The sequence below is a fragment of the Sphingobacterium sp. BIGb0116 genome, from assembly GCF_024808035.1.
GTDB classification, from domain to species: domain Bacteria; phylum Bacteroidota; class Bacteroidia; order Sphingobacteriales; family Sphingobacteriaceae; genus Sphingobacterium; species Sphingobacterium paramultivorum.
This window is the reverse complement of record NZ_JANUDT010000008.1, coordinates 275,379-297,215: the sequence shown is the minus strand read 5'-3', so window position 1 is coordinate 297,215 and position 21,837 is coordinate 275,379. Positions and strand designations below refer to the sequence as shown.

The 21,837-nt window shown below is 39.0% G+C and carries 20 protein-coding genes; 16 read left to right on the top strand and 4 right to left on the bottom strand.

Translation table 11 applies throughout. From position 1 onward, the window contains the following. Positions 1 to 17: 17 nt before the first annotated feature. From M2419_RS19315 to M2419_RS19300, 4 genes are all read right to left on the bottom strand, one after another. A complete protein-coding gene (locus M2419_RS19315; protein ID WP_153845993.1) occupies positions 18 to 2,741 on the bottom strand; it encodes an outer membrane beta-barrel protein in 2,724 nt (907 codons plus the stop codon). Positions 2,742 to 2,924: 183 nt separating this feature from the next. Beyond that, positions 2,925 to 3,239 (bottom strand): hypothetical protein, encoded by a 315-nt coding sequence (locus M2419_RS19310; RefSeq protein ID WP_182983273.1) that lies wholly within the window; start codon positions 3,237 to 3,239, stop codon positions 2,925 to 2,927. 31 nt (positions 3,240 to 3,270) lie between these two features. After that, a complete protein-coding gene (locus tag M2419_RS19305; RefSeq protein WP_159730492.1) occupies positions 3,271 to 3,822 on the bottom strand; it encodes an RNA polymerase sigma factor in 552 nt (183 codons plus the stop codon). A 7-nt stretch (positions 3,823 to 3,829) separates the two neighbouring features. Then, complete coding sequence (locus M2419_RS19300) at positions 3,830 to 4,144, bottom strand: hypothetical protein (protein WP_153845996.1); 315 nt, start codon at positions 4,142 to 4,144, stop codon at positions 3,830 to 3,832. Positions 4,145 to 4,251: 107 nt separating this feature from the next. On the opposite strand from M2419_RS19300, the gene M2419_RS19295 reads away from it, so the two are divergent. The 16 genes from M2419_RS19295 (at position 4,252) to M2419_RS19220 (ending at position 21,826) form a co-directional block, all read left to right on the top strand. Continuing rightward, the gene (locus M2419_RS19295; protein ID WP_153845997.1) at positions 4,252 to 5,622 is read left to right on the top strand and encodes a dipeptidase; all 1,371 of its coding nucleotides are present in this window, start codon (positions 4,252 to 4,254) and stop codon (positions 5,620 to 5,622) included. 61 nt (positions 5,623 to 5,683) lie between these two features. After that, complete coding sequence (locus M2419_RS19290) at positions 5,684 to 6,586, top strand: LysR family transcriptional regulator (protein ID WP_153845998.1); 903 nt, start codon at positions 5,684 to 5,686, stop codon at positions 6,584 to 6,586. An 80-nt stretch (positions 6,587 to 6,666) separates the two neighbouring features. Continuing rightward, a complete protein-coding gene (locus M2419_RS19285) occupies positions 6,667 to 7,647 on the top strand; it encodes a c-type cytochrome (protein WP_259255523.1) in 981 nt (326 codons plus the stop codon). A 31-nt stretch (positions 7,648 to 7,678) separates the two neighbouring features. Then, a complete protein-coding gene (locus M2419_RS19280; protein ID WP_153846000.1) occupies positions 7,679 to 8,149 on the top strand; it encodes a DsrE family protein in 471 nt (156 codons plus the stop codon). A 5-nt stretch (positions 8,150 to 8,154) separates the two neighbouring features. Beyond that, positions 8,155 to 9,069, top strand: a complete 915-nt coding sequence (locus tag M2419_RS19275; RefSeq protein ID WP_153846001.1) for a substrate-binding domain-containing protein — start codon at positions 8,155 to 8,157, stop codon at positions 9,067 to 9,069. A 66-nt stretch (positions 9,070 to 9,135) separates the two neighbouring features. Beyond that, a complete protein-coding gene (locus tag M2419_RS19270) occupies positions 9,136 to 9,927 on the top strand; it encodes a 1-acyl-sn-glycerol-3-phosphate acyltransferase (protein ID WP_088160278.1) in 792 nt (263 codons plus the stop codon). Continuing rightward, positions 9,909 to 10,667 (top strand): ABC transporter ATP-binding protein, encoded by a 759-nt coding sequence (locus tag M2419_RS19265; RefSeq protein WP_153846002.1) that lies wholly within the window; start codon positions 9,909 to 9,911, stop codon positions 10,665 to 10,667. The genes M2419_RS19270 and M2419_RS19265 overlap by 19 nt, the downstream gene beginning before the upstream one ends. Before the next feature lie 122 nt (positions 10,668 to 10,789). After that, entirely contained in the window at positions 10,790 to 11,011 is a 222-nt protein-coding gene (locus M2419_RS19260) for a DUF2795 domain-containing protein (protein WP_028072584.1), read from the top strand. Between the two features lie 150 nt (positions 11,012 to 11,161). Then, positions 11,162 to 11,629 carry a hypothetical protein gene (locus M2419_RS19255; protein WP_153846003.1) on the top strand — a complete coding sequence of 156 codons (468 nt, stop codon included), beginning with the start codon at positions 11,162 to 11,164 and terminating at the stop codon, positions 11,627 to 11,629. Between the two features lie 350 nt (positions 11,630 to 11,979). Beyond that, complete coding sequence (gene trpD / locus M2419_RS19250) at positions 11,980 to 12,969, top strand: anthranilate phosphoribosyltransferase (protein ID WP_153846004.1); 990 nt, start codon at positions 11,980 to 11,982, stop codon at positions 12,967 to 12,969. Position 12,970: 1 nt separating this feature from the next. Next, the gene (locus tag M2419_RS19245; protein ID WP_153846005.1) at positions 12,971 to 13,597 is read left to right on the top strand and encodes a phosphoribosylanthranilate isomerase; all 627 of its coding nucleotides are present in this window, start codon (positions 12,971 to 12,973) and stop codon (positions 13,595 to 13,597) included. After that, a complete protein-coding gene (gene trpB, locus M2419_RS19240) occupies positions 13,594 to 14,778 on the top strand; it encodes a tryptophan synthase subunit beta (RefSeq protein WP_153846006.1) in 1,185 nt (394 codons plus the stop codon). Before M2419_RS19245 ends, trpB begins: the two co-directional genes overlap by 4 nt. A 3-nt stretch (positions 14,779 to 14,781) precedes the next feature. Next, positions 14,782 to 15,543 (top strand): tryptophan synthase subunit alpha, encoded by a 762-nt coding sequence (gene trpA / locus M2419_RS19235; RefSeq protein ID WP_259255522.1) that lies wholly within the window; start codon positions 14,782 to 14,784, stop codon positions 15,541 to 15,543. A gap of 185 nt (positions 15,544 to 15,728) precedes the next feature. Continuing rightward, entirely contained in the window at positions 15,729 to 18,194 is a 2,466-nt protein-coding gene (locus tag M2419_RS19230; RefSeq protein ID WP_182330098.1) for a phosphocholine-specific phospholipase C, read from the top strand. Between the two features lie 183 nt (positions 18,195 to 18,377). Beyond that, complete coding sequence (locus tag M2419_RS19225; RefSeq protein WP_153846009.1) at positions 18,378 to 18,977, top strand: HYC_CC_PP family protein; 600 nt, start codon at positions 18,378 to 18,380, stop codon at positions 18,975 to 18,977. Positions 18,978 to 19,240: 263 nt separating this feature from the next. Beyond that, complete coding sequence (locus tag M2419_RS19220; RefSeq protein ID WP_153846010.1) at positions 19,241 to 21,826, top strand: TonB-dependent receptor domain-containing protein; 2,586 nt, start codon at positions 19,241 to 19,243, stop codon at positions 21,824 to 21,826. The last annotated feature ends 11 nt before the right edge of the window (positions 21,827 to 21,837 follow it).

The window sequence follows — 21,837 nt, the reverse complement described above, 5'->3', positions numbered from 1 at the left end:
GTATTTCGCTTAATATTTTATAAAAACATTTTTGTAAAATCCCATGATAGTTTAAGCATATAATATCTGCGTATCGTATCATATCGACGTTGCGTAAAGACAGAAGTCGATGCCGAACGACTAAAGCCTTTGTTTTGGTTAAGAACATCGTTGATCATAAAATCCAACACCAACGATTCATTTTTCAGGAATTTCTTGCTTACACCCGGATGCAACAAAAACTGCTCAAACTTCTCATCAAAAGCTTTGGTGGCCGCCTCGTAGGAGTAGGTATAATTGGTATAAACCTTAAATGTTTTGTTGAAAAAATACTCCACACTTCCGTTGGAAGCGAATACGAAACCATTACTGTTGGTATTGCGTTCCAAACTTGATTTCATCAAACGATATTGTGGACTAAAGTTCAGGTCAAAATTTAAACCTGTCTTGGTATCTCTTTTGAAATTATACGTAAAATTAAAGTTCGTCGTATTTACTTTATTCAACTGGTGATTGAACATATTATAATTATCACTCATATTCACATAAAACTGTGGCGAGTTGGAAAGGCCAAGTTTTTTGCTCAGCTTGAAATAAACTCCAGACCATACGTTCAGGGAAGTATTTGTCTTACCATCAACATTATTCCAAGTATATGTATTGATTCCTTTTAGGGTATCAATATTCTGCGTAATCGGGTTCTTTTCGGTAGAAATATTACCGCCGACATAAACGTAATTCCCGGTCAAAACACGGAACGAATTATAGTTCAGATTTAATGAGTTTCTAAACGATGGTTTTAAGTTTTCATTTCCCAAATAGCGATTAATCTGGTCTGAGTTATCCAAGATCGGTTGGATCTGGCTCAAAGAAGGCAATTGATTTTTGCCGGTATAGTTCATCCATAACCCCTTAGTTTTTGTAAAGGAATAGCCTGCACTTACATTTGGATTATACGTAAAGTAACTTCTTGTAATCCCCTCGCTTGTATAGTTATTGAACTGTTTCAATTTGTCATTATTGAAATTATTAGCCACAGTGAACTTAAATTTTTCAGTTGTATGAACTATGGCCAATTTGTACCTATTGCTGCTTCTATCAAAATCATAGTTATTACTGAAACGACGATCCAATTGAGTATAATTTCCCTCTCCATCAATATTGAAAGACTCCACAATGGAACTACTATTACTTTGCTCAATTCCTGTTCCCACAACAAGGTTCCAAATTTTGGATAAGGGTTCGGTATAGGAAATTGAAGCGCTTAGCACATCACTTGTATTGTTACGTACCTTACTTTGATCTGTAGTTGAATCTGTTTTTAAGCTATAATTTCGCAGGTCGGAATTCAAATGTCCAGTACCTTTCATCTCATTTCTTTTCCATTGACCATCAAATGTAAAAGAACGTCCCTTTTTCTTGAATTTATGCGTAAAATAAGTACTAAAATTGAACTCGTTGATGTTATTTTTCACCAATTCGCGTGTATTCTCAGCAATGGTTGTATCTGATTTTTGGCCAAATTGGTAAGCTTCACGCTTGTTATCTGACCAAAGATTCTTTCTTGATGCCCCCCCTCGTATGGTTAAGAGATTTAACGAATCTAATTTCAGATCATATTTCAGATTGGCACGATGCTGGTCATTTTCAGAATCTACATTCTTCACTGATTTGTTATTGATCAAACCGGTCATAATCGTTTCATCATTTCCATCACTGCTCAATCTTCCATATTTATAGTTAATGTTGACTGTATGTTTATCTTTATCAAATTTATCCGAGAAGTTAACGCCCGAATTTATAGCCTTAGGTACACCGATAACCCCTTGCCCAGAAAAAGGATCCGTAAAATTAGACCAGCTCATCGATCCATCATCACCATAGGACACACCTGAATCACCACCATACTTTTGTGCATCCTGCCAGTTCATGCTCGTGGTACCATTATTACCGAAAAGCCCATAAACTGATATTTTCTGCGATCCCTTAAACTTGTTCAACATCAATTGCCCCATATAGTAGTCGTCGGTTCCACCGCCAAGAAGCGCTTTTCCGAACATGCCATTTTTAGAGCCTTCTTTTAGCTTTACATTGATCGTTTGCTCACGCTGACCATCATCCACTCCTGTTCGCTCTGCCTGCTCAGATTTTTTCTCGTAAACCTGAACTTTATCCACCATATCCGATCGGATATTTCGTGTCACCAGTGTCGGATCATCACCGAAAAATTCCTCACCGTCTACCAATACTTTTTTGACTGTTTTACCTTGTGCAGTAATCTTTCCAGATGCATCAACCGTGATGCCAGGCAAAGCTTTCAACAGGTCTTCAACCTTGGCATTCTTCTCAACTTTAAAACTGCCGGCATCATATTCTGTGGTATCACCTTTAATTGTAATTGGGATGCGTCCAGTAACGATGACTTCTTGTAATAATGTGGCTGTATTTGTTAGACCAATAGCCAATTTGGAGTAATCCACACCAGATTGAATCTCCGTATAAAAATCGCCATACTTGGGATAACTCACAATCAGCACGTAAGCTCCTGTATCGGGCTTGGCTAAGGAAAACAGACCATTTTCGTCAGATCTCGTAAAGCCTGTTAATATGGAATCTTTAGCGGTCAACAGCATAACTGTTGCGTCTGATAACTTTAGTTGGTCCTTTACATCACTTATTTTTCCAGCAATCTTGGATTGACCCGAAGCCAAACCAGGAATAGCAAAAATGAAAAATAAGAGAATTTGTAAAACTCTTTTCATAAAATTGTTGGATAGTAAATTAATATCAATATAACATTAGTAGATAAAGCCAATGTTTTGTTACAGTAAATTTAATTTTATTTCTTAAAAAACGGATTTTGGTTCATAGTTCCCCATTCGAGCAAAATAAGAGGTCCTTTTTACAGAAGCTCAGATCCGATGTATTCATACAAAAGATCTTCACTATGCTTGATAGTCCCTCTTCTGTTGCATATTGATCAAACGCCACAACTGAAGACAGAAAAAGCATATCAAAACAGCAAAAGATAACTGGCCACCAATCGCACTATAATTTTTAAGATCCGGGGCTATGTCTGCAACTTGAATTTTGGCCATCAGATAATTATTGAACATCATGCCACAAACAGTCCCAAGAAGAAAAAATGTAATCGCATACTTTTTATTTGACAGGGCTTTCTCTTTATCTTTCTCGAGCGCAGCGATACCGTTCATGATACGTTGTTCAAAATCGTCAAATGGCATTTCTATTTTACTCATTTGCATAACTTTTTTGAATTTTTCCTGTTCCTTATCCATAATACTCCGCTTTTTTAATTAACTGACTTAAAATGATCTGCATATTTTTACGGGCCCGGTGCAAGATCACTTTTGTATTCGCTAATGTCCAGCCCATAATTTCTTTAATTTCATCCATCGACTGTTCTTCGAGATAGAACAACCGTAATGCAACAGACTCGCGAGCGGGCAAAATAGTGAGTGCATCGTTGATCATTTCTTTTCTTTCGTGATCGATTATCTCATCCAATACGGAATCTTCATGCGACATGTCATGGTGGGATAGATCAAAATTGACCAACTCCAGTTTCTTATGACGAATGGCATTAAAAGCAACATGTACAACAATTCGGTAAAACCAGGTACTAAATTTCGATTTCCCTTTAAAGGAAGACAGCGATTGATAGCATTTTATAAATGCATCCTGAACGACATCTTCTGCCAAATGCTCTTCCTTTACAATAGAAAGAGCGACAGAAAATGCCATATCCCTATACGTTTTTATAAAATAACGATAGGATTCCACATCGCCTGATAGAACTTTTCGAATATAGATTTCATCCATTGGCGGGTTAAATATCGCGTTTTTTATCCAATCGGTTAGCAATTATCATTGCAACACCCGCAGAAATAATCAAAATTGAGACGGCAAGTGAATCTGGCAAATCAGTATTCATGTAGTTATCCAAAATTCCCACAATGAATAATCCTATTCCTATACCAAGCACCAAAATCCCAGGCTTTTGCCAATCTAGTGACTCTCTTTTCTTATTTTCACCCGGAATCTGTACAGCCATACTCCGATACCGCATAATAAAATAAACACACAAGGTGATACATGTAAATAGTCCGATTCCTAAAATGGCTCCTACTGATTGCTTTTCCATAATTATTTGAATTAGTTTTTACATTAGTCACAGCCATTCCTGAAAAGGTTACAACAAATTGAGTTAAATGTCTCGATTTGTGTAAATTTGTTTCAAACACAAACAATATGCAAAACATTAAAGAATATGTAGAAGCAAACAAGCAACGTTTTTTGGATGAGTTGTTTGATTTATTGCGTTTACCATCAGTAAGTGCCGATCTTAAATTTAAAGGAGATGTTGAAAAGACTGCTGAATTTGTTGCTCAGAAATTGCGTGAAGCCGGAGCCGACAATGTAGAAGTTTGTCCTACCGCTGGTAATCCAATCGTTTATGGAGAAAAAATTATCGATCCGGCACTTCCTACAGTGTTGACATATGGTCATTATGACGTACAACCTGCTGATCCATACGAATTGTGGGATACCCCTCCTTTCGAACCGACGGTCCGTGATGGCAAAATTTATGCACGTGGTTCTGCCGATGATAAAGGTCAGTTTTATATGCATGTAAAAGCCTTCGAATACATGATTAAAAATGATGCATTAGCATGCAACATCAAATTTATGATTGAAGGTGAAGAGGAAGTGGGCTCAGTCAATTTGGGTACATTTGTTAAAGAAAATACTGAAAGACTGAAAGCTGATGTTATTGTTATTTCTGACACATCGATGATCAGCATGGCTCAACCATCGTTAGAAACTGGCTTACGTGGACTTTCTTATGTTGAAGTTGAAGTTACGGGGCCTAATAGAGATTTACACTCCGGCGTATATGGTGGAGCAGTAGCCAATCCGGCGACGATATTAGCAAAACTGATTGCATCATTACATGACGAAAACAATCATATCGCTATCCCTGGATTTTATGATGATGTTGTCGAATTGACTGCTGAAGAACGTAAAGCATTAAATGAAGCACCTTTTGATATTGAAGAATACAAAACAGACCTGGGCATCCAAAATATCTGGGGGGAAAAAGGATTCACGACATTAGAACGCACCGGTATTCGCCCAACCTTGGAAGTAAATGGTATATGGGGTGGTTATATCGGTGAAGGCGCCAAAACGGTATTACCTTCAAAAGCGAATGCAAAAATTTCAATGCGTCTTGTACCAAACCAAAACTCTCACCGTATTACGGAGCTTTTCAAAAAACATTTTGAATCTATTGCACCAGATTATGTGAAAGTAGAAGTTAAACCTCATCATGGTGGTGAACCTGTCGTCACACCGACCGACAGTGTTGCTTACAAAGCAGCAGAAAAAGCCCTCCATGACACCTTTGGTGTTAAGCCTATCCCAACGCGTGGTGGTGGTTCAATCCCAATCGTCGCTCTTTTTGAAGAAGTATTGGGTTTAAAGACTGTACTTCTAGGCTTCGGTCTGGATAGTGACAACCTACACTCTCCAAATGAAAAGTATGGTATTGAGAATTACCTTATGGGAATATCAACAATTCCTTTATTTCATAAATATTACGCGGAACTAAGCAAATAATTTAGTTTTTCATTAGATAAAGGGTTATTTTTAAATTTTAGAAATAACCCTTTATCGTTTTATGGATTTTGATTTTCGTTTAATTGTATTTTACACTGCGGCTCAGCACCTTAATTTCACCAAAACGGCCTCGGCCCTTTTCATCTCACAACCAGCCGTAAGCAAAAACATCCAAGAACTAGAAAAGAAACTTGGCGTACCACTCTTCGAAAGAAAGGGCAACAATCTTAATTTAACTGATTCAGGTCAGATTCTCTATAAATATGCCCAACAGATTATCAACCTATATAATCAGGCGGGTCAAGAAATACAGGAATTGCAGGAAGGGCGAAAAGGAAATCTCGTTTTAGGAGCCAGTACAACCATCTCCCAATATGTTTTACCCGCTCTACTTGCCGATTTTCTATCCCAATATCCCAACAACCGTATCCAGTCTTTTCAATCCAATAGCCGCAGTATTGAGGAGCAGCTTGTCGACAAAACATTGGATTTAGGTATCACCGAGGGGTCTACCGACAACCGGGCGCTGAAATACATTCCTTTTATGAAGGATGAGTTAGTTTTGGTCACAAATAGCCAAAACCCACTATTAGCTCAATTAAAAAATCCAATACTATCCGATATCACGCGCTTACCTTTGGTACTACGTGAGCAGGGATCGGGTACACGAACAATTATTGAGAATGCACTAAAAGATAACAGCATTAATCTATCCGAAGTACAGATAGAAATGATCTTGCCTTCAACAGAGAGTATCAAAGGCTACCTTGCACGTCGCAACAGCTTTGCTTTTTTATCTATTCATACGGTGCAAAAAGAAGTGTTAAATAATCTATTGACCATTGTTGATATTCCACAATTGACAATAGAACGTTATTTCTATTTTACCCATTTATATGGAGGACTTGCCGGTACGCCCAACCAGTTTCTGCAATTCTGTCTGCGGCAAAACTTCAAGTTATAACCAAATGTTATATCTCATAAACAAACTTCGTTTTAATTCCAGATTTGAGGCGGCTAGATTTGTACAAATGAATTAGCGTAATGGAATATAAAAAACTAACAGATTATTTAAAGGCACTCAGCTGGATCATTGTAGCATTGGTTATTACATGTACGACCTTATGTGTATTTCCACTAAAACATGAGGAAAACAAAAAGCAAACAGATTCTCTTGAAATGCGCAACGACTCGCTTATTACGCACGTTTCGCAATTTAAGGAAATCTCATTCAAAGATAATCCCGAAGGTGAAATGGCCAGTTATGGTGAAAAGCTAATCAAAAATACATACGATTATTTCTATGATGGGGAGGTCAAAATCGGCAACAAGCTTGCCTGTAGCAGCTGCCATCTCAATGGAGGCACAAAGGCTTTTGCTGCTCCCTACGTCGGGCTCACCAATGTCTTTCCAACCTATATTGGACGAGAAAATAAGGTTGAATCACTTGAAGAGCGCATCAATGGTTGTTTTGAGAGAAGCATGAACGGCCGAGCCATTCCTGAAAATAGCAAGGAAATGAGAGCCATTATCACCTATATTAAAAACATCAGCATAAATACAGTTAATAAAGGTCGGTTGGCAGGCCAAGGATTTATAAAAATGGATATTCCCAACCGTTCGGCGGACTTGAAACATGGTCAATTGGTCTTTGAGAACAAATGTACAAGTTGTCATGGAAAAGATGGTCAGGGGCTACTACAAACAGCGGGAAAAGGATATCAATATCCACCCTTATGGGGAAAAGACAGCTACAATGACGGCGCTGGAATGGCACGATTACTGACCGCCACACGTTTTATCAAAGCTAATATGCCTTTGGGCGCAACTTATGATTCACCTCAATTGAAAGACGACGAGGCCTATGATGTCGCAGCATACATCAATTCTTTCGATAGACCTCAAAAAACAAACAAGCAATTGGACTATCCTAATCTAAGCAAAAAACCCAAAGATAGCCCCTATCCACCTTATGCCGATAACGTTAGTATAAAACAACATAAACTCGGACCTTTTAATTTTTAAACATAAATACCCCATTAAATCAATAATAAATATGAAAAAACAATTTACAATCGCTTGCATTTTAGTAGCGATAACGACTATTCAAGCGAAAGCACAGGACAATAAATTGTTGCTCAATAACCATCAATACAGCGGTGCTGTTGCTAAGAAAAAAGCGTATAAAGCCATCTATCAGCTGGACAGCAATGATCCAAAAACAATTGAAAAAGCAATCCGTAATATTAACAATGTCTTGAAAGACCCACGGTTAAAAGGACACTTACAGGTTGAGTTGGTTGCATTTTCCGGTGGTACCGAAGCTTACCTAAAAAAGAACAGCCAATACGAGAAACCTTTGAAAGACCTCGTCGAGAAAGGCGTTATCGTAGCGCAATGCCTGAATACGTTGGAAGAGAAACATATTGCCAAAGAAGAACTATTTGATTTTATAGGCTATGTTCCTAGCGGAAATGGTGAATTAATCTTAAGAGCAAATGAAGGTTGGGTTATCGTTAAACCATAAGTATAATGAAGAATTTTCTACTGCTTGGTCTAACAATAGCATTATTGGGAGCCCAGGAAATTAAGGCACAAGAACATCGTTTTGACCCACCCTGGAATAATCCACCAGAATCGGCTCTAAATTTTACGGTACCCGGGATAGACAATATTCCAGATTTATATGGTGATATCGAGAATCCGCAGCTTACCGTTTTTTTCGCGGGCAATCAATTTATGGTTGTCGATGATCTACTTGCATCATTCAAAAAAGAATACCCACAATACGAACGTATTTTTGTTGAAACCCTGCCGCCAGGCATTTTAGCTAAACAGATTAAAGGCGGATCAATCACGATAGGCAATCTACGCATTACGCATAAGCCCGATATTTACACAGCGAGTAAACGAGCGATCAACGAGATGGCAGATTACTTCAGTCATACACAGGTTTATTGCTACAACAATATCTGTTTGATGATTCCAAAAGGAAATCCAGGTAATATCAGAACATTGAATGATCTGGGGAATGACAAAGTTCGTATCAGCATGCCTAATCCCCAATGGGAAGGAATTGGGGAGCAAATCAAAGCATCCTATAGAAAAGCCGGGGGCGAACAACTCGTCAAGAAAATCATGGATGATAAGGTCAAAGATGGCAGCACTTATCTGACCAAGATCCACCATAGGGAGAGCCCCATGCGTATATTGTATGGACAGGCAGACGCAGCTCCGGTTTGGGCTTCTGAAGTCGTTTACCAAAAACTAATTGGCCATCCAGTTGAAGGGATCACCATTCCTGATGCACAAAATACAACTGCAACTTACGTTGCTGCAAAGCTTAAAAACGCACCCCATGCGCAGGCTGCAGATGACTTTTTAAAATTCATGGACTCGCCAACAGCCAAGAATATTTACAAGAAATATGGTTTCACAGTAGACTAAAAAAGAAAATGGATAATTAATTATCCATTTTCTTTCTTTACTTTAGGTCAAAATTAGTTGACTTGTATGATCCTATTGCTCAAAAAACTCCATCGGTATTGGTATTTTATCAGCGTTCTACTTGTTTTTCTTCTGTTTTTCCCTTATATCTATTTTTTAGCACGGCGTCCCGAAAAAAACTATGCTAGAATCGCCCGTATGCGACGCTGGGTATCAGTTGGTGGTTCGGCCCTAGCTGGTGTATTTTTTAAGGTGAGCTATGAATCAAAAATAGATTGGAACCGTTCCATGGTATTGTGTCCCAATCATACTTCGGTCTTGGATATAACAGCCCTCACCTATTTGTGCCCAGCTCCTTTTTCATTTATCGGAAAAGCTTCATTGCTTAAAAATCCGGTTACACGTATTTTTTTCAAAACAATAGATATCCCGGTCACAAGAAGAAGTAAAGTCTCTTCTTTCAAGGCCTTCCAACGTGCCAATGAACTCGTCCGAAATGGCAGAAGTGTCGTTATCTTTCCAGAAGGAAAAATCGATGATGGTTTCCCTCCACAGATTCACGCATTTAAATCCGGAGCCTTTCGAATCGCTATTCAGAATGACGTTCCCACAGTACCCATTATCATAGAAAATGCCTGGGATATCTTTTTCGATGACGGCTCGAAAAGAGGATCTCGGCCGGGAATAGTTAAAATACATGTATTCAACCCGATAGAGACTAAAGATTTTAACGATGATAATGCATCAGAACTAGAAAAAGTTGTATATGACAAAATGCATTCCTATTGGATTATGAAGAATAAATCGTATTTTCATAACCTAGAGAACCTCCAAAAAATATGTCAGGAAAGATCTTAATCGAAATCAAGGATATTGCTAGAGAATACCAAATTGGTGCGGAAACAATTCATGCCTTAAGCTCCGTTACACTCAACATCCATAAAGGAGAATTTGTTGCCTTAATGGGGCCATCAGGATCAGGCAAATCCACGTTAATGAACATTCTCGGTTGCTTGGATACACCAAGCCGAGGAGAATACATCCTCAATGGGATTAATGTGAGTGACATGACTGACGATGAACTCGCCGAAGTAAGGAACAAAGAAATTGGGTTTGTCTTTCAAACTTTTAACCTATTACCAAAGAATACAGCACTTGAAAATGTTGCACTTCCCCTAATTTACGCGGGCTATAATAAAGTTAAACGAGAGGAAAAAGCCACTGCAGCGTTGGAAAGTGTCGGCTTAGGGCATCGTATGGATCATAGACCTAACGAACTCTCGGGAGGACAACGACAACGCGTTGCTGTTGCAAGAGCATTGATCAACGATCCTTCCATTATACTTGCCGATGAGCCAACAGGAAACCTTGACACCAAAACGTCCATTGAAATTATGGGCCTACTGGAAGAAATTCACTCCAAGGGCAATACCATTATTCTAGTGACACATGAAGAGGATATCGCATTACATGCACACCGTATTGTACGCATGCGAGATGGCTTGATCGAAAATGATTATCCAAACCCTGAAATCAAATCAGTGTCACCAAGACTTGATGCGTTAAACGAAAAGGGGAGTGATTTTGAGAATATCTAAAAATATTATAACTCTAAAAATCAATAACTTACATTAATACAGCAAAAATAACACGTGATTTACTTGCTTAAGTTAAATTAAATCATAGTTTTGCGAAAATAGAGAACTTAAATTGTTTTTATATGTATTGGACATTAGAATTAGCTTCGCATCTAGAAGATGCACCATGGCCAGCAACAAAAGATGAATTAATCGATTACGCTATTCGTTCGGGTGCACCTGTTGAGGTGATTGAAAACTTACAATCTCTTGAGGACGATGGTGAGCCATATGAAAATATCGAAGAAATTTGGCCCGACTATCCAACAAAAGACGATTTCTTCTTCAATGAAGATGAATACTAAAAAATAAAAAACGCCTTTATTCAAAGGCGTTTTTTATTGAAGGCATCGCCCTCTTTTCGGAGACAACTCGATACGGATTATACCGATTAGCTCCCGAAGGTTTTTATTCCCTAGTTTTAATCTATTTTGATGAAGCTAAGTCTTACAGATATGAAGATAAAATTAAAGCTATTGTTGTTTATGTTTATTGGCTGTATAGTCAGCCAAAGCCTATTTGCTCAGGAACAACAAACTTCCAATGAATATATTGTTGTTTTAAAAAGGTTTGTTCAACGTTTACATGATCCGAATCTAGCTACTGATATTATGCTAAGTCAAGATCTAATAACATCAAAAAAACTGGATGAAGATTTACAGGAATACCTATTGGCAAGCATCGATGAAATCAGGATAAATGTACAGAGCAAGGATATCAACCAACTGGAATATCTTAGCTTTGCTCAAGCAGGAAGAAAAGAAACAAGTGATATCGATCTCGAAGGTATTGATCCACAACAAGTCTACTTTGTCAAATACCTCAAGCGTTTTGTATTTGCGGCAGTCATTCGTGATAGAAAAATTGCTTCTTTTACATTAGTCTCCAAAGGTAATAATAAGGCCCATTTTGTATTCTATTAGTTTTCATCGCCCCTATTTTATCAGACGCCGGCTCTTAGAATCCTTAAATATCACGCTTAGTCTTACATAAATGCACGCTCATCAGGTTTTATTTTACAGTATATTTGTGAGCAATATTAAGCCAATGATGCTTTCTTAAAAATTTTTCAATAAAAACACTTGCATTTTATAATTCTATCAACCATATTTGTATTAATAAAAATAACAATGATAACAACTGTATCAAATAAAGCTTGGTGGTGGCACAACGAATAACGTTGTGGCAAACTCCTATTGCATTATTTGATTGATACGTCAAGATATGATGGGCTTGCCTAAATAAGGTAAGCCCTTTTTTTATTTAAATTACCATGAAAGAAATTTTAGCGCATTTATTTGAATACAAGACATTTTCTCGGCAAGAGGCCTACGAGATTCTAACCAACATTGCCATGGGCAAATATGACAGTCACCAAATTGCGGCATTTATGACGGCTTATGGTATGCGCAGTATTCGCGTTGAAGAGCTTGGAGGGTTTAGAGATGCGATGTATGATTTATGCCTCAAGCTGGATTTTAACGGTTATGATTTAATTGACCTTTGCGGTACAGGTGGGGATGGTAAAAATACCTTCAATATCTCGACAATAGCATCTTTTATCACTGCTGGGGCTGGTTACCATGTCGCAAAACACGGTAATATCGGGGTATCTTCGAGCTGTGGTTCATCCAATGTCATGGAATATTTAGGCTATCAATTCAGCAACGATAAGTCTGAACTACAACGCCAGCTTGATGAAGCCAATATCTGTTTCCTACATGCACCATTGTTTCACCCTGCCATGAAAACCGTTGCTCCGATACGTCGTGCATTGGGTGTTAAGACTTTCTTTAACATGCTGGGACCATTGACAAATCCTTCCAATCCTAGATTTCAGTCTGTTGGTGTATTTAGTTTAGAATTAGCAAGACTGTACGGTTACCTATACCAAAATACCAACAAACAATATTCCATTATTCATGCTTTGGACGGTTACGATGAGATATCCATGACCGGTGATTTTAAGGTAATCAACAACCAAGGAGAGAATTACTACAACATGGAAGAGCTTGGTTTTACCCCAGTCTCAGCTCAGGAGTTAACGGGAGGTGAAACTATAGCAGATGCCGCCCAGACATTCTTATCTATATTGAACAATCAGGGTACAGATGTGCAGAACAATGTTGTTTTGACCAATGCCGCATTTGCAATTAAGACCTTTAATCCCGAAAAATCTTTTGGCGACTGTTTTTATGAAGCTGAAAGTTCATTAATGGGAGGTAAAGCTTTGCGCAGTTTCCAAAAACTAATCAAAAAATAAAATGGCGATCAAAGTAAAAGTTTGTGGCATGAAATATCCCGACAATATAACCGCTGTAGCCTCATTGGGCATCGATTATATGGGATTTATATTTTATGATCAATCCAAACGTTATGTTGGTCAAAGCTCCTCCTCATACATTAAGGATCTTGACAGCCTAAGTAAGGTCGGAGTTTTCGTCAATGCCAGCCTTTCAGAAATTCTAGATAAAATAACTGAATTCCAACTAAATGCAATTCAACTGCATGGAAATGAATCTGCAGAATTCTGTCTTGAATTGAAAGAAAAATCAGCAATTACCCTCGTAAAAGCCTTCGGAATCGATCAAAACTTTGACTGGATACAGCTGGATCCTTACGCTAAAATTGTGGACTACTTTTTATTTGATACCAAAAGTAGTTACTATGGTGGTACAGGAGTACAATTTGACTGGTCCCTATTGGACCAATACAAACTTACTACCCCCTATTTTCTCAGCGGCGGTTTAGATCCCGAAAATATCAAAACAGCGCTAGAAAGAAATGATCCACGGCTATATGCACTGGATTTAAATTCAAAATTTGAAGTAGAACCCGGCTTAAAAGATATTGAGCTATTAAGTCACAGTATAAATACTATTAAAAAATGAGTATATATCAAGTCAATGAAAAAGGATATTATGGTCCCTTTGGAGGAGCCTATATCCCTGAGATGCTCTATCCAAATGTGAAAGAGCTACGTGAAGAATATCTCAAAATTATCGAAGAAGAGAGCTTTCAGGAGGAATTTAACCAACTGCTCAGCGATTATGTCGGACGTCCTTCTCCATTATATCATGCCAAGCGTCTTTCTGAAAAATATGGAACTACGATTTACTTAAAACGGGAGGATCTTAACCATACCGGAGCGCATAAAATCAACAATACCATTGGCCAAATTCTATTAGCGGAACGCTTAGGTAAAAAGCGCATCATTGCGGAGACAGGCGCAGGACAACATGGCGTTGCCACAGCTACCGTTTGTGCGCTGAAAGGTATACAATGTGCAGTGTACATGGGCGAAGTTGATATTCAACGTCAAGCTCCAAATGTAGCACGGATGAAAATGATGGGTGCCGAAGTTATTCCTGCAACATCAGGCTCCAAAACGCTAAAGGATGCTACCAATGAAGCTTTGCGAGATTGGATCAACAATCCTGTCGACACCCATTATATCATTGGGTCTGTTGTGGGACCACACCCTTATCCCGATATGGTTGCTCGCTTTCAGTCTATTATTTCTGAAGAAACGAAAAAACAGCTCTTGACAAAAACAGGAAGAGAAAATCCAGATATAGTATTGGCTTGTGTCGGTGGAGGCTCCAATGCGGCAGGTATGTTCTATCATTACCTCGATGAAGAATCGGTTCAATTATATGCAGTAGAGGCAGCTGGCCACGGTGTTGATTCAGGCGAATCCGCTGCTACAACAGCATTAGGAAAAGAGGGCGTTTTACATGGAAGCCGATCTATACTGATGCAAACAGCGGATGGCCAGGTCATAGAACCTTACTCCATATCCGCAGGACTCGATTACCCCGGTATTGGCCCTCAACACGCTTGGTTATTCAAATCCGGTAGAGGGAACTATGTCAGTGTGACTGACGACGAAGCGATGCATGCAGGTCTTGAGCTTACCCGACTAGAAGGTATCATACCGGCTATTGAGAGTTCTCATGCCCTGGCTTATTTGGAAAAAATACCTTTTAAAGGTGATGAGACTGTTGTTGTCTGTCTTTCTGGACGTGGTGACAAGGATCTAGATAATTATATGAAATACTTTGATTTTTAAGGCATGAATACAATTGAAAAAAAAGAAGGTACTCCCCTTTTATCGATATATTTTACAGCTGGGTATCCAACATTGGACAGCACAATAAGTATTGCCCAGAAATTGGAAGAAGCTGGCGCGGACTTTTTGGAAATCGGTTTTCCTTATTCCGACCCAGTGGCAGACGGACCTGTCATTCAGCACAGTTCAGAAGTCTCTTTGGCAAATGGCATGACCGTAAAAAAGTTGTTCGATCAATTGATTGACCTCCGTAAACATGTTAGCATTCCCGTATTTTTGATGGGCTACTTTAATCCTGTGCTCCAATTTGGTGTTGAAAGATTCTGTGAAGAATGTAAAAATGTAGGCGTGAACGGTGTCATTATACCTGACCTACCCATGGATGAATACGAAGAACTTTACAAAGAGACGTTCGAGAAAAATGAGATTGCAAATATATTCATTGTAACACCGCAGACTTCTGAAGAACGAATCAGAAAAATAGACAGCCTTTCTAGGAGCTTTATTTATTTACTTTCTTCCAATGCAACGACGGGTAAAACACTTGATGTTGGAGACGATACAGCTGCTTACTTCAAGCGGATACATGATCTCCAATTAAAAAACCCATTGATCGTTGGTTTCGGTATCTCCGATAAACCTACCTTTCAAAAAGCAAGTAAGCATACGGCGGGTGCCATTATAGGTACAGCATTTGTCAAACGGCTAAAAGAACCGGATTATCTTACACAGATGCCAGCATTTATCGCGTCTATCAAAGCCTAATATGTAGGCTAGAAATTAGCAAAGCGTTAATTTTTTAATAAGAGTTCGGTCTAAAGTCTTTTTTCTTGGATCGAACTCTTATTTTTAAGACAGTTTTCGAAAATGTGTTTTTTCGAAGAGAAAGAACTTTGCAGCCTTGATCAACCAAGCAATAGGCAGCCAATCAAATCAATACTGATATAACCATGGATACTCGAAGAGATTTTTTAAAGAAAGCGGCTATGCTTGCTGGGGGAGCTTCTATCTCCCATGTTATTCCATCCGCTATTGCGAAAGCGATGGCTATTAATCCAGCATTGGGCAGCACGTTTTATGATGCCGAACACGTTGTTTTATTAATGCAGGAAAACCGTTCATTTGATCATGCCTTTGGAACACTGCGTGGTGTAAGAGGCTTCAATGATCCTAGAGCTATCCGTCAACCCAATCGGAATAAAGTCTGGTTTCAGACACAAAAATCCGGCGAAACATTTGCTCCCTTCCGATTGGATATCAAAGATTCAAAAGTCACCTGGATGGGTTGTCTCCCGCACAACTGGACCGATCAAACAGATGCTCGCAATAAAGGCAAGATGAACAAATGGTTGGATGTAAAACATTCCGGATTTAAAGAATTTTCGAATCTACCGTTGACTATGGGACATTATAGTCGCGAAGATATTCCATTTTACTATTCTCTCGCGGACTCTTTCACAATCTGTGACCAACACTTTTGTTCGAGCATCACCGGCACAAATCCGAATAGGCTTTATTTTTGGACAGCCAATATCCGGGAAAATCTTACAGGAAAGGCCTTAGTTTGGAATGGAGACTCCGAGTTTAGCGGGAAAGCAACATGGACAACTTTCCCCGAACGCCTTTCGGAACTAGGCGTAGACTGGAAAATCTATCAAAATGAAATTTCTTCGAGTAGCGCTGGCTATAGTGGTGAGGCAAACAGCTGGCTCGCCAATTTTGGTTGTAATCCGATGGAGTACTTCCCCCAATATCAAGTCAAATATCATCCACGCTATCGTCAGCTCCTGACATTAAAAAAAGAAGATCTCGAGCGCAAAATTAGCGAAACAACAGCTGCCGAAGCACTTGAAAATTTAAAGAAAAATCTCAAGCATATTCAAGAAGAATTACAGCTATATACAGCCGAGAACTTTGAAAAGCTCGATGAGCGGACAAAAGATATTCATCGCCGTGCTTTTGTTAACAACAGTGCACAACCCGATTATATGGAATTAGAAACAATGCATTATCAAGAAGGGGGGCAACAGCGCGAGTTACAGATCCCTAAAGGAGATGTCCTGTATCAATTCCGAAAAGATGTCGAGGAAGGTAAACTTCCAACCGTATCATGGCTGGCTCCACCGCAGCTTTTTTCTGACCATCCTGATTCCCCTTGGTTTGGCGCATGGTATGTTAGCGAAATCATGGACATTCTTACCCAAAATCCAGAAGTTTGGAAAAAAACAATTTTTATCCTTACATATGACGAGAACGACGGGTATTTTGACCACTTTGCACCCTTTACAGCTCCAAATCCGGATGATACAGAAAGCGGAAAAGTATCAGCGGGAATCAACCCTGGGTTAGAATATGTACGCCGTGATGAGCAATATTATCCTGAAAGCGGAAGAGAAAGCAATATCGGTCTTGGCTATCGTGTACCTATGATCATTGCTTCACCATGGACCAGAGGCGGTTGGGTCAATTCGCAAGTGTTTGACCATACCTCCAGTTTACAATTCCTAGAGAAGTTTATTAACCACAAAATCAAGAAAGATATAAAAGAAACCAACATCAGCAGTTGGCGGCGTACAGTTTGTGGAGATTTAACTTCGGCATTTAGGCCTTACCATGGCGAAACCATGAACAAACCTATTGTACTAGAACGGGAGCCTTTTATCCAAGAGATTCACCAAGCCAAGTTCAAAGGCCTTCCCATGGGCTTCAAAGCGCTCAGCGCAATGGAGATCAAACAAATAGAGCAAGACCCCAGCAGTTCACCCTATTTCCCAAAACAAGAAAAAGGGCTCCGGGATTCATGTATCCTTCCCTATGAACTTTATGTGCATGGCGAATATCAATCCGAAGGGGATTACTTGGTCACATTTGAAGCTTCAAATAAAATTTTTGGCAAACACGCTTCGGGTTCACCTTTTACAGTCTACCATGCTGCTAGCTACAAAGGAGAAGTTGGAACCTCAAGAAATTATGCTATTTCTCCTGGAGATCGTGTAACGGACCAATGGTCGCTAGACGCCTTCGACAAAAAAATGTACCACCTCGAAATCTATGGCCCAAATGGATTTTATCGAGCGTTTAAAGGTGACACAAACAACCCAGAGTTAAAGATCCGCTGTACCTATGAAAAAAGTAAAAATGAATCAGCGTTTACTGGGCGTTTATCTTTTTCATGTACAAACAAGGGGAAAACAACTCAGCAACTTGTTTTTGAGGATATCAGTTATGGAAAAGAAAAAAAGAGTCTGCAACTTAAAGGTGGACAATCCATTAGGATACATTTTGATTTGGCTAAGCAAAATTTTTGGTATGATTTCCGCCTCACCTGCACTGGTTTTCTAAACTTTGAGGAACAATATGCGGGTCGTATCGAGATTGGAAATGCGGGAAAAAGTGACCCTCTATTAAGCCGATAAACAAAACGAATGGGAGCATTTAAAAAATGTTCCCATTCTTATAATGTCTTCCTTATAACATCTTCCTGGAATAGGTAAATTTCAGGAATTAAATTACATATGCTGTTATCCGATAAAGTCCTCCGAAAAAGATCGAACACACTGTACTATTCCTGTATACGACGAACCAGATGATAGAATCCCTTGTACAATAGAATTGCCCCAACAATTAAAAAGATAGCTAACAAATACGAGCTGACCGGATTGATAAATAATAAATACATAACTCTGGTAATTTTTGGTTTTTCATTTGTTACTACAAGTTATAACATTTATCCAAAATATTACAAAAAAAAATTACATATTTTCTTTATTTTTGCTTCGATGAAGAAAATTGCACTATTTATTGGCTTATTTTTCTATTTGCTCGCAGCAAGTGGTGCCTCACTGCATCTTCATTTTTGCCAAGGGGAAACAAAAAGTGTATCATTATCGGAAAGCCATAATATGGCCTGCCCTCTTTGTGCCAAGTCTGCAAAAAAACAGCAGAACCACTGTCATGAAACAGGAAGCTGTAAAGATGTTAAGATCGAAGCACAAAAGGTTGATCACTTCAGCCGAGTAACACAAAATCTTGATTTTAACACTTTTTCTCCCGCAATAGTTACGCTTCATTGGATACTTAATTATTATCATTTCTCTGGGGAGGAGGACGATTTTTCTAAACTAAAGTATACCGATTTTGCGAGCGACAATAGACAGAACCCGCCTGTTTTTATTCTCAATCAAAATTTTAGAATTTAATATCACCTCTTTTCACCGAACACAGTTCATTTTCTTGAATTGACCGAAGTCCAGTATAGTTTTTATATTTCGTGAGAACGGCAGACCGTTATTCCCAGCATTGATCTTTCCGTAGCTTGTCACGGAACAAAAAACAGTGGATTTTAAATCATTCAGCAAAAATAGTAGAACTGAAAAAATAAATCCGTACCCCTTGAATGTGGTTGCGCGGTATCATGAAGGTAAAAATTAAATGCTAGTTGAAGCGAATACTCTTAATTAAAATGATGAATCAAATTTTCAAAAAAATATATACGACAACCATTCTATGCTTATTTTTTCTGGCATTTGTACAGGCACAGACCGACAGTACGAGGACTCTTACCGTGGCTGGAAATTGTGCCATGTGTAAAAAACGTATTGAAACTGCCGCAAAAATGCATGGCGTAGAAACGGCTGTTTGGAATGCGGGAGACAATTTATTGCAAATCAAATATAACCCCAAAAAAGTTCAACTGGAGGCAATCAAGAAAAATATTGCTCAAGTTGGTCATGATGTAGACAACTTGGTTGCCACTGATGAATCCTATGCTAAACTCCATGAATGTTGTATGTATCCGCGATTGGAAAATGGCAAAATACCCGAAAAGAAAATTGTAACAACCGATAACCATGACCATCCACATACAGTTACCGGTGTTGTAGTTGAAGAAAACGAAAAGGGGGATCTTAAACCCATTATTGGTGCCAATTTACACTGGGCCAACCTTCCAACAAAAAACACAAGGACAAACGAAAATGGTGTTTTTAAATTGGACCATAAAGAAGGGTTCAACAAATTAGTTGTAAGTTATGTAGGAATGAAACCTGACACCATCACGGTCAAAGATCTTCATGAAGTCATCATGATTACAGCAAAGGGAAATGTGTTGATGGAAGTCGAGGTTAAAGGAACACGACGCTCAAATTACATCGACCGTATGACACCTGCACGACTGGAAGTTCTTACAGGAAAAGAGTTATTCAAAGCGGCATGCTGTGATTTAAGCGAGAGCTTTGAAACCAATGCCTCCGTCGATGTCGTCAGTGCTGATGCTGTAACAGGCAGCAAACAGATTCAAATGCTAGGCCTTAGTGGTATTTATACCCAATTAACCGTTGAAAATTTACCCGGACCTCGTGGGCTCGCTTCTCCTTTAGGGTTAAATTCTATTGCAGGAACATGGATTGAATCAATTCAAATCGCGAAAGGTATCGGTTCCGTAGCCAACGGTTTCGAAAACATGGCCGGGCAGATCAACGTCGAATTGAAAAAACCTCAAAATTCAGAAAGATTGTTTTTTAATGCCTATGCTAACAACATGGGACGCACAGATGTCAACTTAAATCTTTCACAAAAAATTGGCCAGCATTGGTCCACTGCTGTTCTGTTGCACGACAATTTCATGTACAACAAATCCATGAACTTTAGTCACAACGGGTTTAGAGATGTGCCTGTTGGCAATCTATTCTCTGGTGTCAACCGTTGGTTTTATGAAAATGGAAAAGGACTTATGGTACAATTTGGGGTAAAATATCTCAATGACGACCGTACAGGCGGGCAGATTGATTTTAACGAAAAGACAGATAAGGGTACAACGAATCGCTATGGTTTGGGGTTTGATATTGAACGTGTAGAAGGTTTCGCTAAAATTGGTTATGTGTTCCCCGAAAATAAGCACCGCAGCATAGGTCTCCAGCTTGCAGGATCAAATTACAATCAAAAAAGCTATTTTGGACTCAATAACTACAATTCGGACCAACAAAATGGGTATGCTAACCTCTTATTTCAAGATATTATCGGCACAGTCGCTCATAAGTATCGCGTTGGTGCCTCCATTAATTATGACAATTACAATGAGTGGTATTTAAAAGATCAAAACTTCAAAAGGAAAGAAGTGGTTTCGGGAGCATTTGCAGAATATACCTATAGTCCATCAGAAAAATTTGATGCCATTCTTGGTCTCCGTCAAGACTACAATTCCCTATATGGTTGGTTTACAACACCACGCATCCATTTACGTTATGCACCGATTGCGGGAACAACGGTTCGAGCTAGCTCAGGAAGAGGTCAACGTACAGCAAATATATTTGCAGAGAATACGGCCGTCTTGGCAAGCAGTAGAAAATTGGTTATTCAATCGCCTAATATATACGATAAAGCTTATGGCCTACAACCTGAAGTCTCCTGGAATAGCGGAATAGCGATAGACCAAAGTATGCGGATCTTTGGACGTGAGGCTTCGGCATCCGTTGAATTTTTCCACAACAGCTTCTCTAACCAGGTCGTGGTCGATTACGAAAATCCCCGAGAGATCAATTTTTACAATTTGAATGGGAAGTCTTTCTCCAATAGCTTGCAAACAGAATTTCGCTTTATGCCAGCACCACATTTTGAAACGAGATTGGCCTATCGCTTACTTGATGTCCAAACTGATTTTGAAAGTGGCAGAAAGACCAAACCGCTATTGGCCAAACACCGTGGTTTTGTCAACCTAGCTTATAATCACCATTCTGGCTGGAGTGTAGACTATACGTTGAATGTTGTTGGACAAAAACGCATTCCGTCAACAGCAGAGAACCCCGTTGAATATCAAATGCCTACAGCATCAAAAGCTTATGCGACCATGAATGCGCAGATTAGCAAAACTTTTGGGAAAGAGAAAAACTTCACTGTATATGTGGGCGGAGAAAATCTGTCTAATTATTTCCAAAATATGCCAATACTTGCAGCGGATCAACCCTTTGGAAACTATTTTGATACTTCAATGCTTTGGGGACCATTAACAGGACGCATGTTCTACACTGGGGTTCGTTATTTCATCAAATAACAGCTCAGCTA

Coding starts and splice junctions, on each gene's coding strand:
- M2419_RS19315 (WP_153845993.1), bottom strand. CDS start 2,741: ATGAAAAGAGTTTTACAAATTCTCTTATTTTTCATTTTTGCTATTCCT.
- M2419_RS19310 (WP_182983273.1), bottom strand. CDS start 3,239: ATGAGTAAAATAGAAATGCCATTTGACGATTTTGAACAACGTATCATG.
- M2419_RS19305 (WP_159730492.1), bottom strand. CDS start 3,822: ATGGATGAAATCTATATTCGAAAAGTTCTATCAGGCGATGTGGAATCC.
- M2419_RS19300 (WP_153845996.1), bottom strand. CDS start 4,144: ATGGAAAAGCAATCAGTAGGAGCCATTTTAGGAATCGGACTATTTACA.
- M2419_RS19295 (WP_153845997.1), top strand. CDS start 4,252: ATGCAAAACATTAAAGAATATGTAGAAGCAAACAAGCAACGTTTTTTG.
- M2419_RS19290 (WP_153845998.1), top strand. CDS start 5,684: ATGGATTTTGATTTTCGTTTAATTGTATTTTACACTGCGGCTCAGCAC.
- M2419_RS19285 (WP_259255523.1), top strand. CDS start 6,667: ATGGAATATAAAAAACTAACAGATTATTTAAAGGCACTCAGCTGGATC.
- M2419_RS19280 (WP_153846000.1), top strand. CDS start 7,679: ATGAAAAAACAATTTACAATCGCTTGCATTTTAGTAGCGATAACGACT.
- M2419_RS19275 (WP_153846001.1), top strand. CDS start 8,155: ATGAAGAATTTTCTACTGCTTGGTCTAACAATAGCATTATTGGGAGCC.
- M2419_RS19270 (WP_088160278.1), top strand. CDS start 9,136: ATGATCCTATTGCTCAAAAAACTCCATCGGTATTGGTATTTTATCAGC.
- M2419_RS19265 (WP_153846002.1), top strand. CDS start 9,909: ATGTCAGGAAAGATCTTAATCGAAATCAAGGATATTGCTAGAGAATAC.
- M2419_RS19260 (WP_028072584.1), top strand. CDS start 10,790: ATGTATTGGACATTAGAATTAGCTTCGCATCTAGAAGATGCACCATGG.
- M2419_RS19255 (WP_153846003.1), top strand. CDS start 11,162: ATGAAGATAAAATTAAAGCTATTGTTGTTTATGTTTATTGGCTGTATA.
- trpD (WP_153846004.1), top strand. CDS start 11,980: ATGAAAGAAATTTTAGCGCATTTATTTGAATACAAGACATTTTCTCGG.
- M2419_RS19245 (WP_153846005.1), top strand. CDS start 12,971: ATGGCGATCAAAGTAAAAGTTTGTGGCATGAAATATCCCGACAATATA.
- trpB (WP_153846006.1), top strand. CDS start 13,594: ATGAGTATATATCAAGTCAATGAAAAAGGATATTATGGTCCCTTTGGA.
- trpA (WP_259255522.1), top strand. CDS start 14,782: ATGAATACAATTGAAAAAAAAGAAGGTACTCCCCTTTTATCGATATAT.
- M2419_RS19230 (WP_182330098.1), top strand. CDS start 15,729: ATGGATACTCGAAGAGATTTTTTAAAGAAAGCGGCTATGCTTGCTGGG.
- M2419_RS19220 (WP_153846010.1), top strand. CDS start 19,241: ATGATGAATCAAATTTTCAAAAAAATATATACGACAACCATTCTATGC.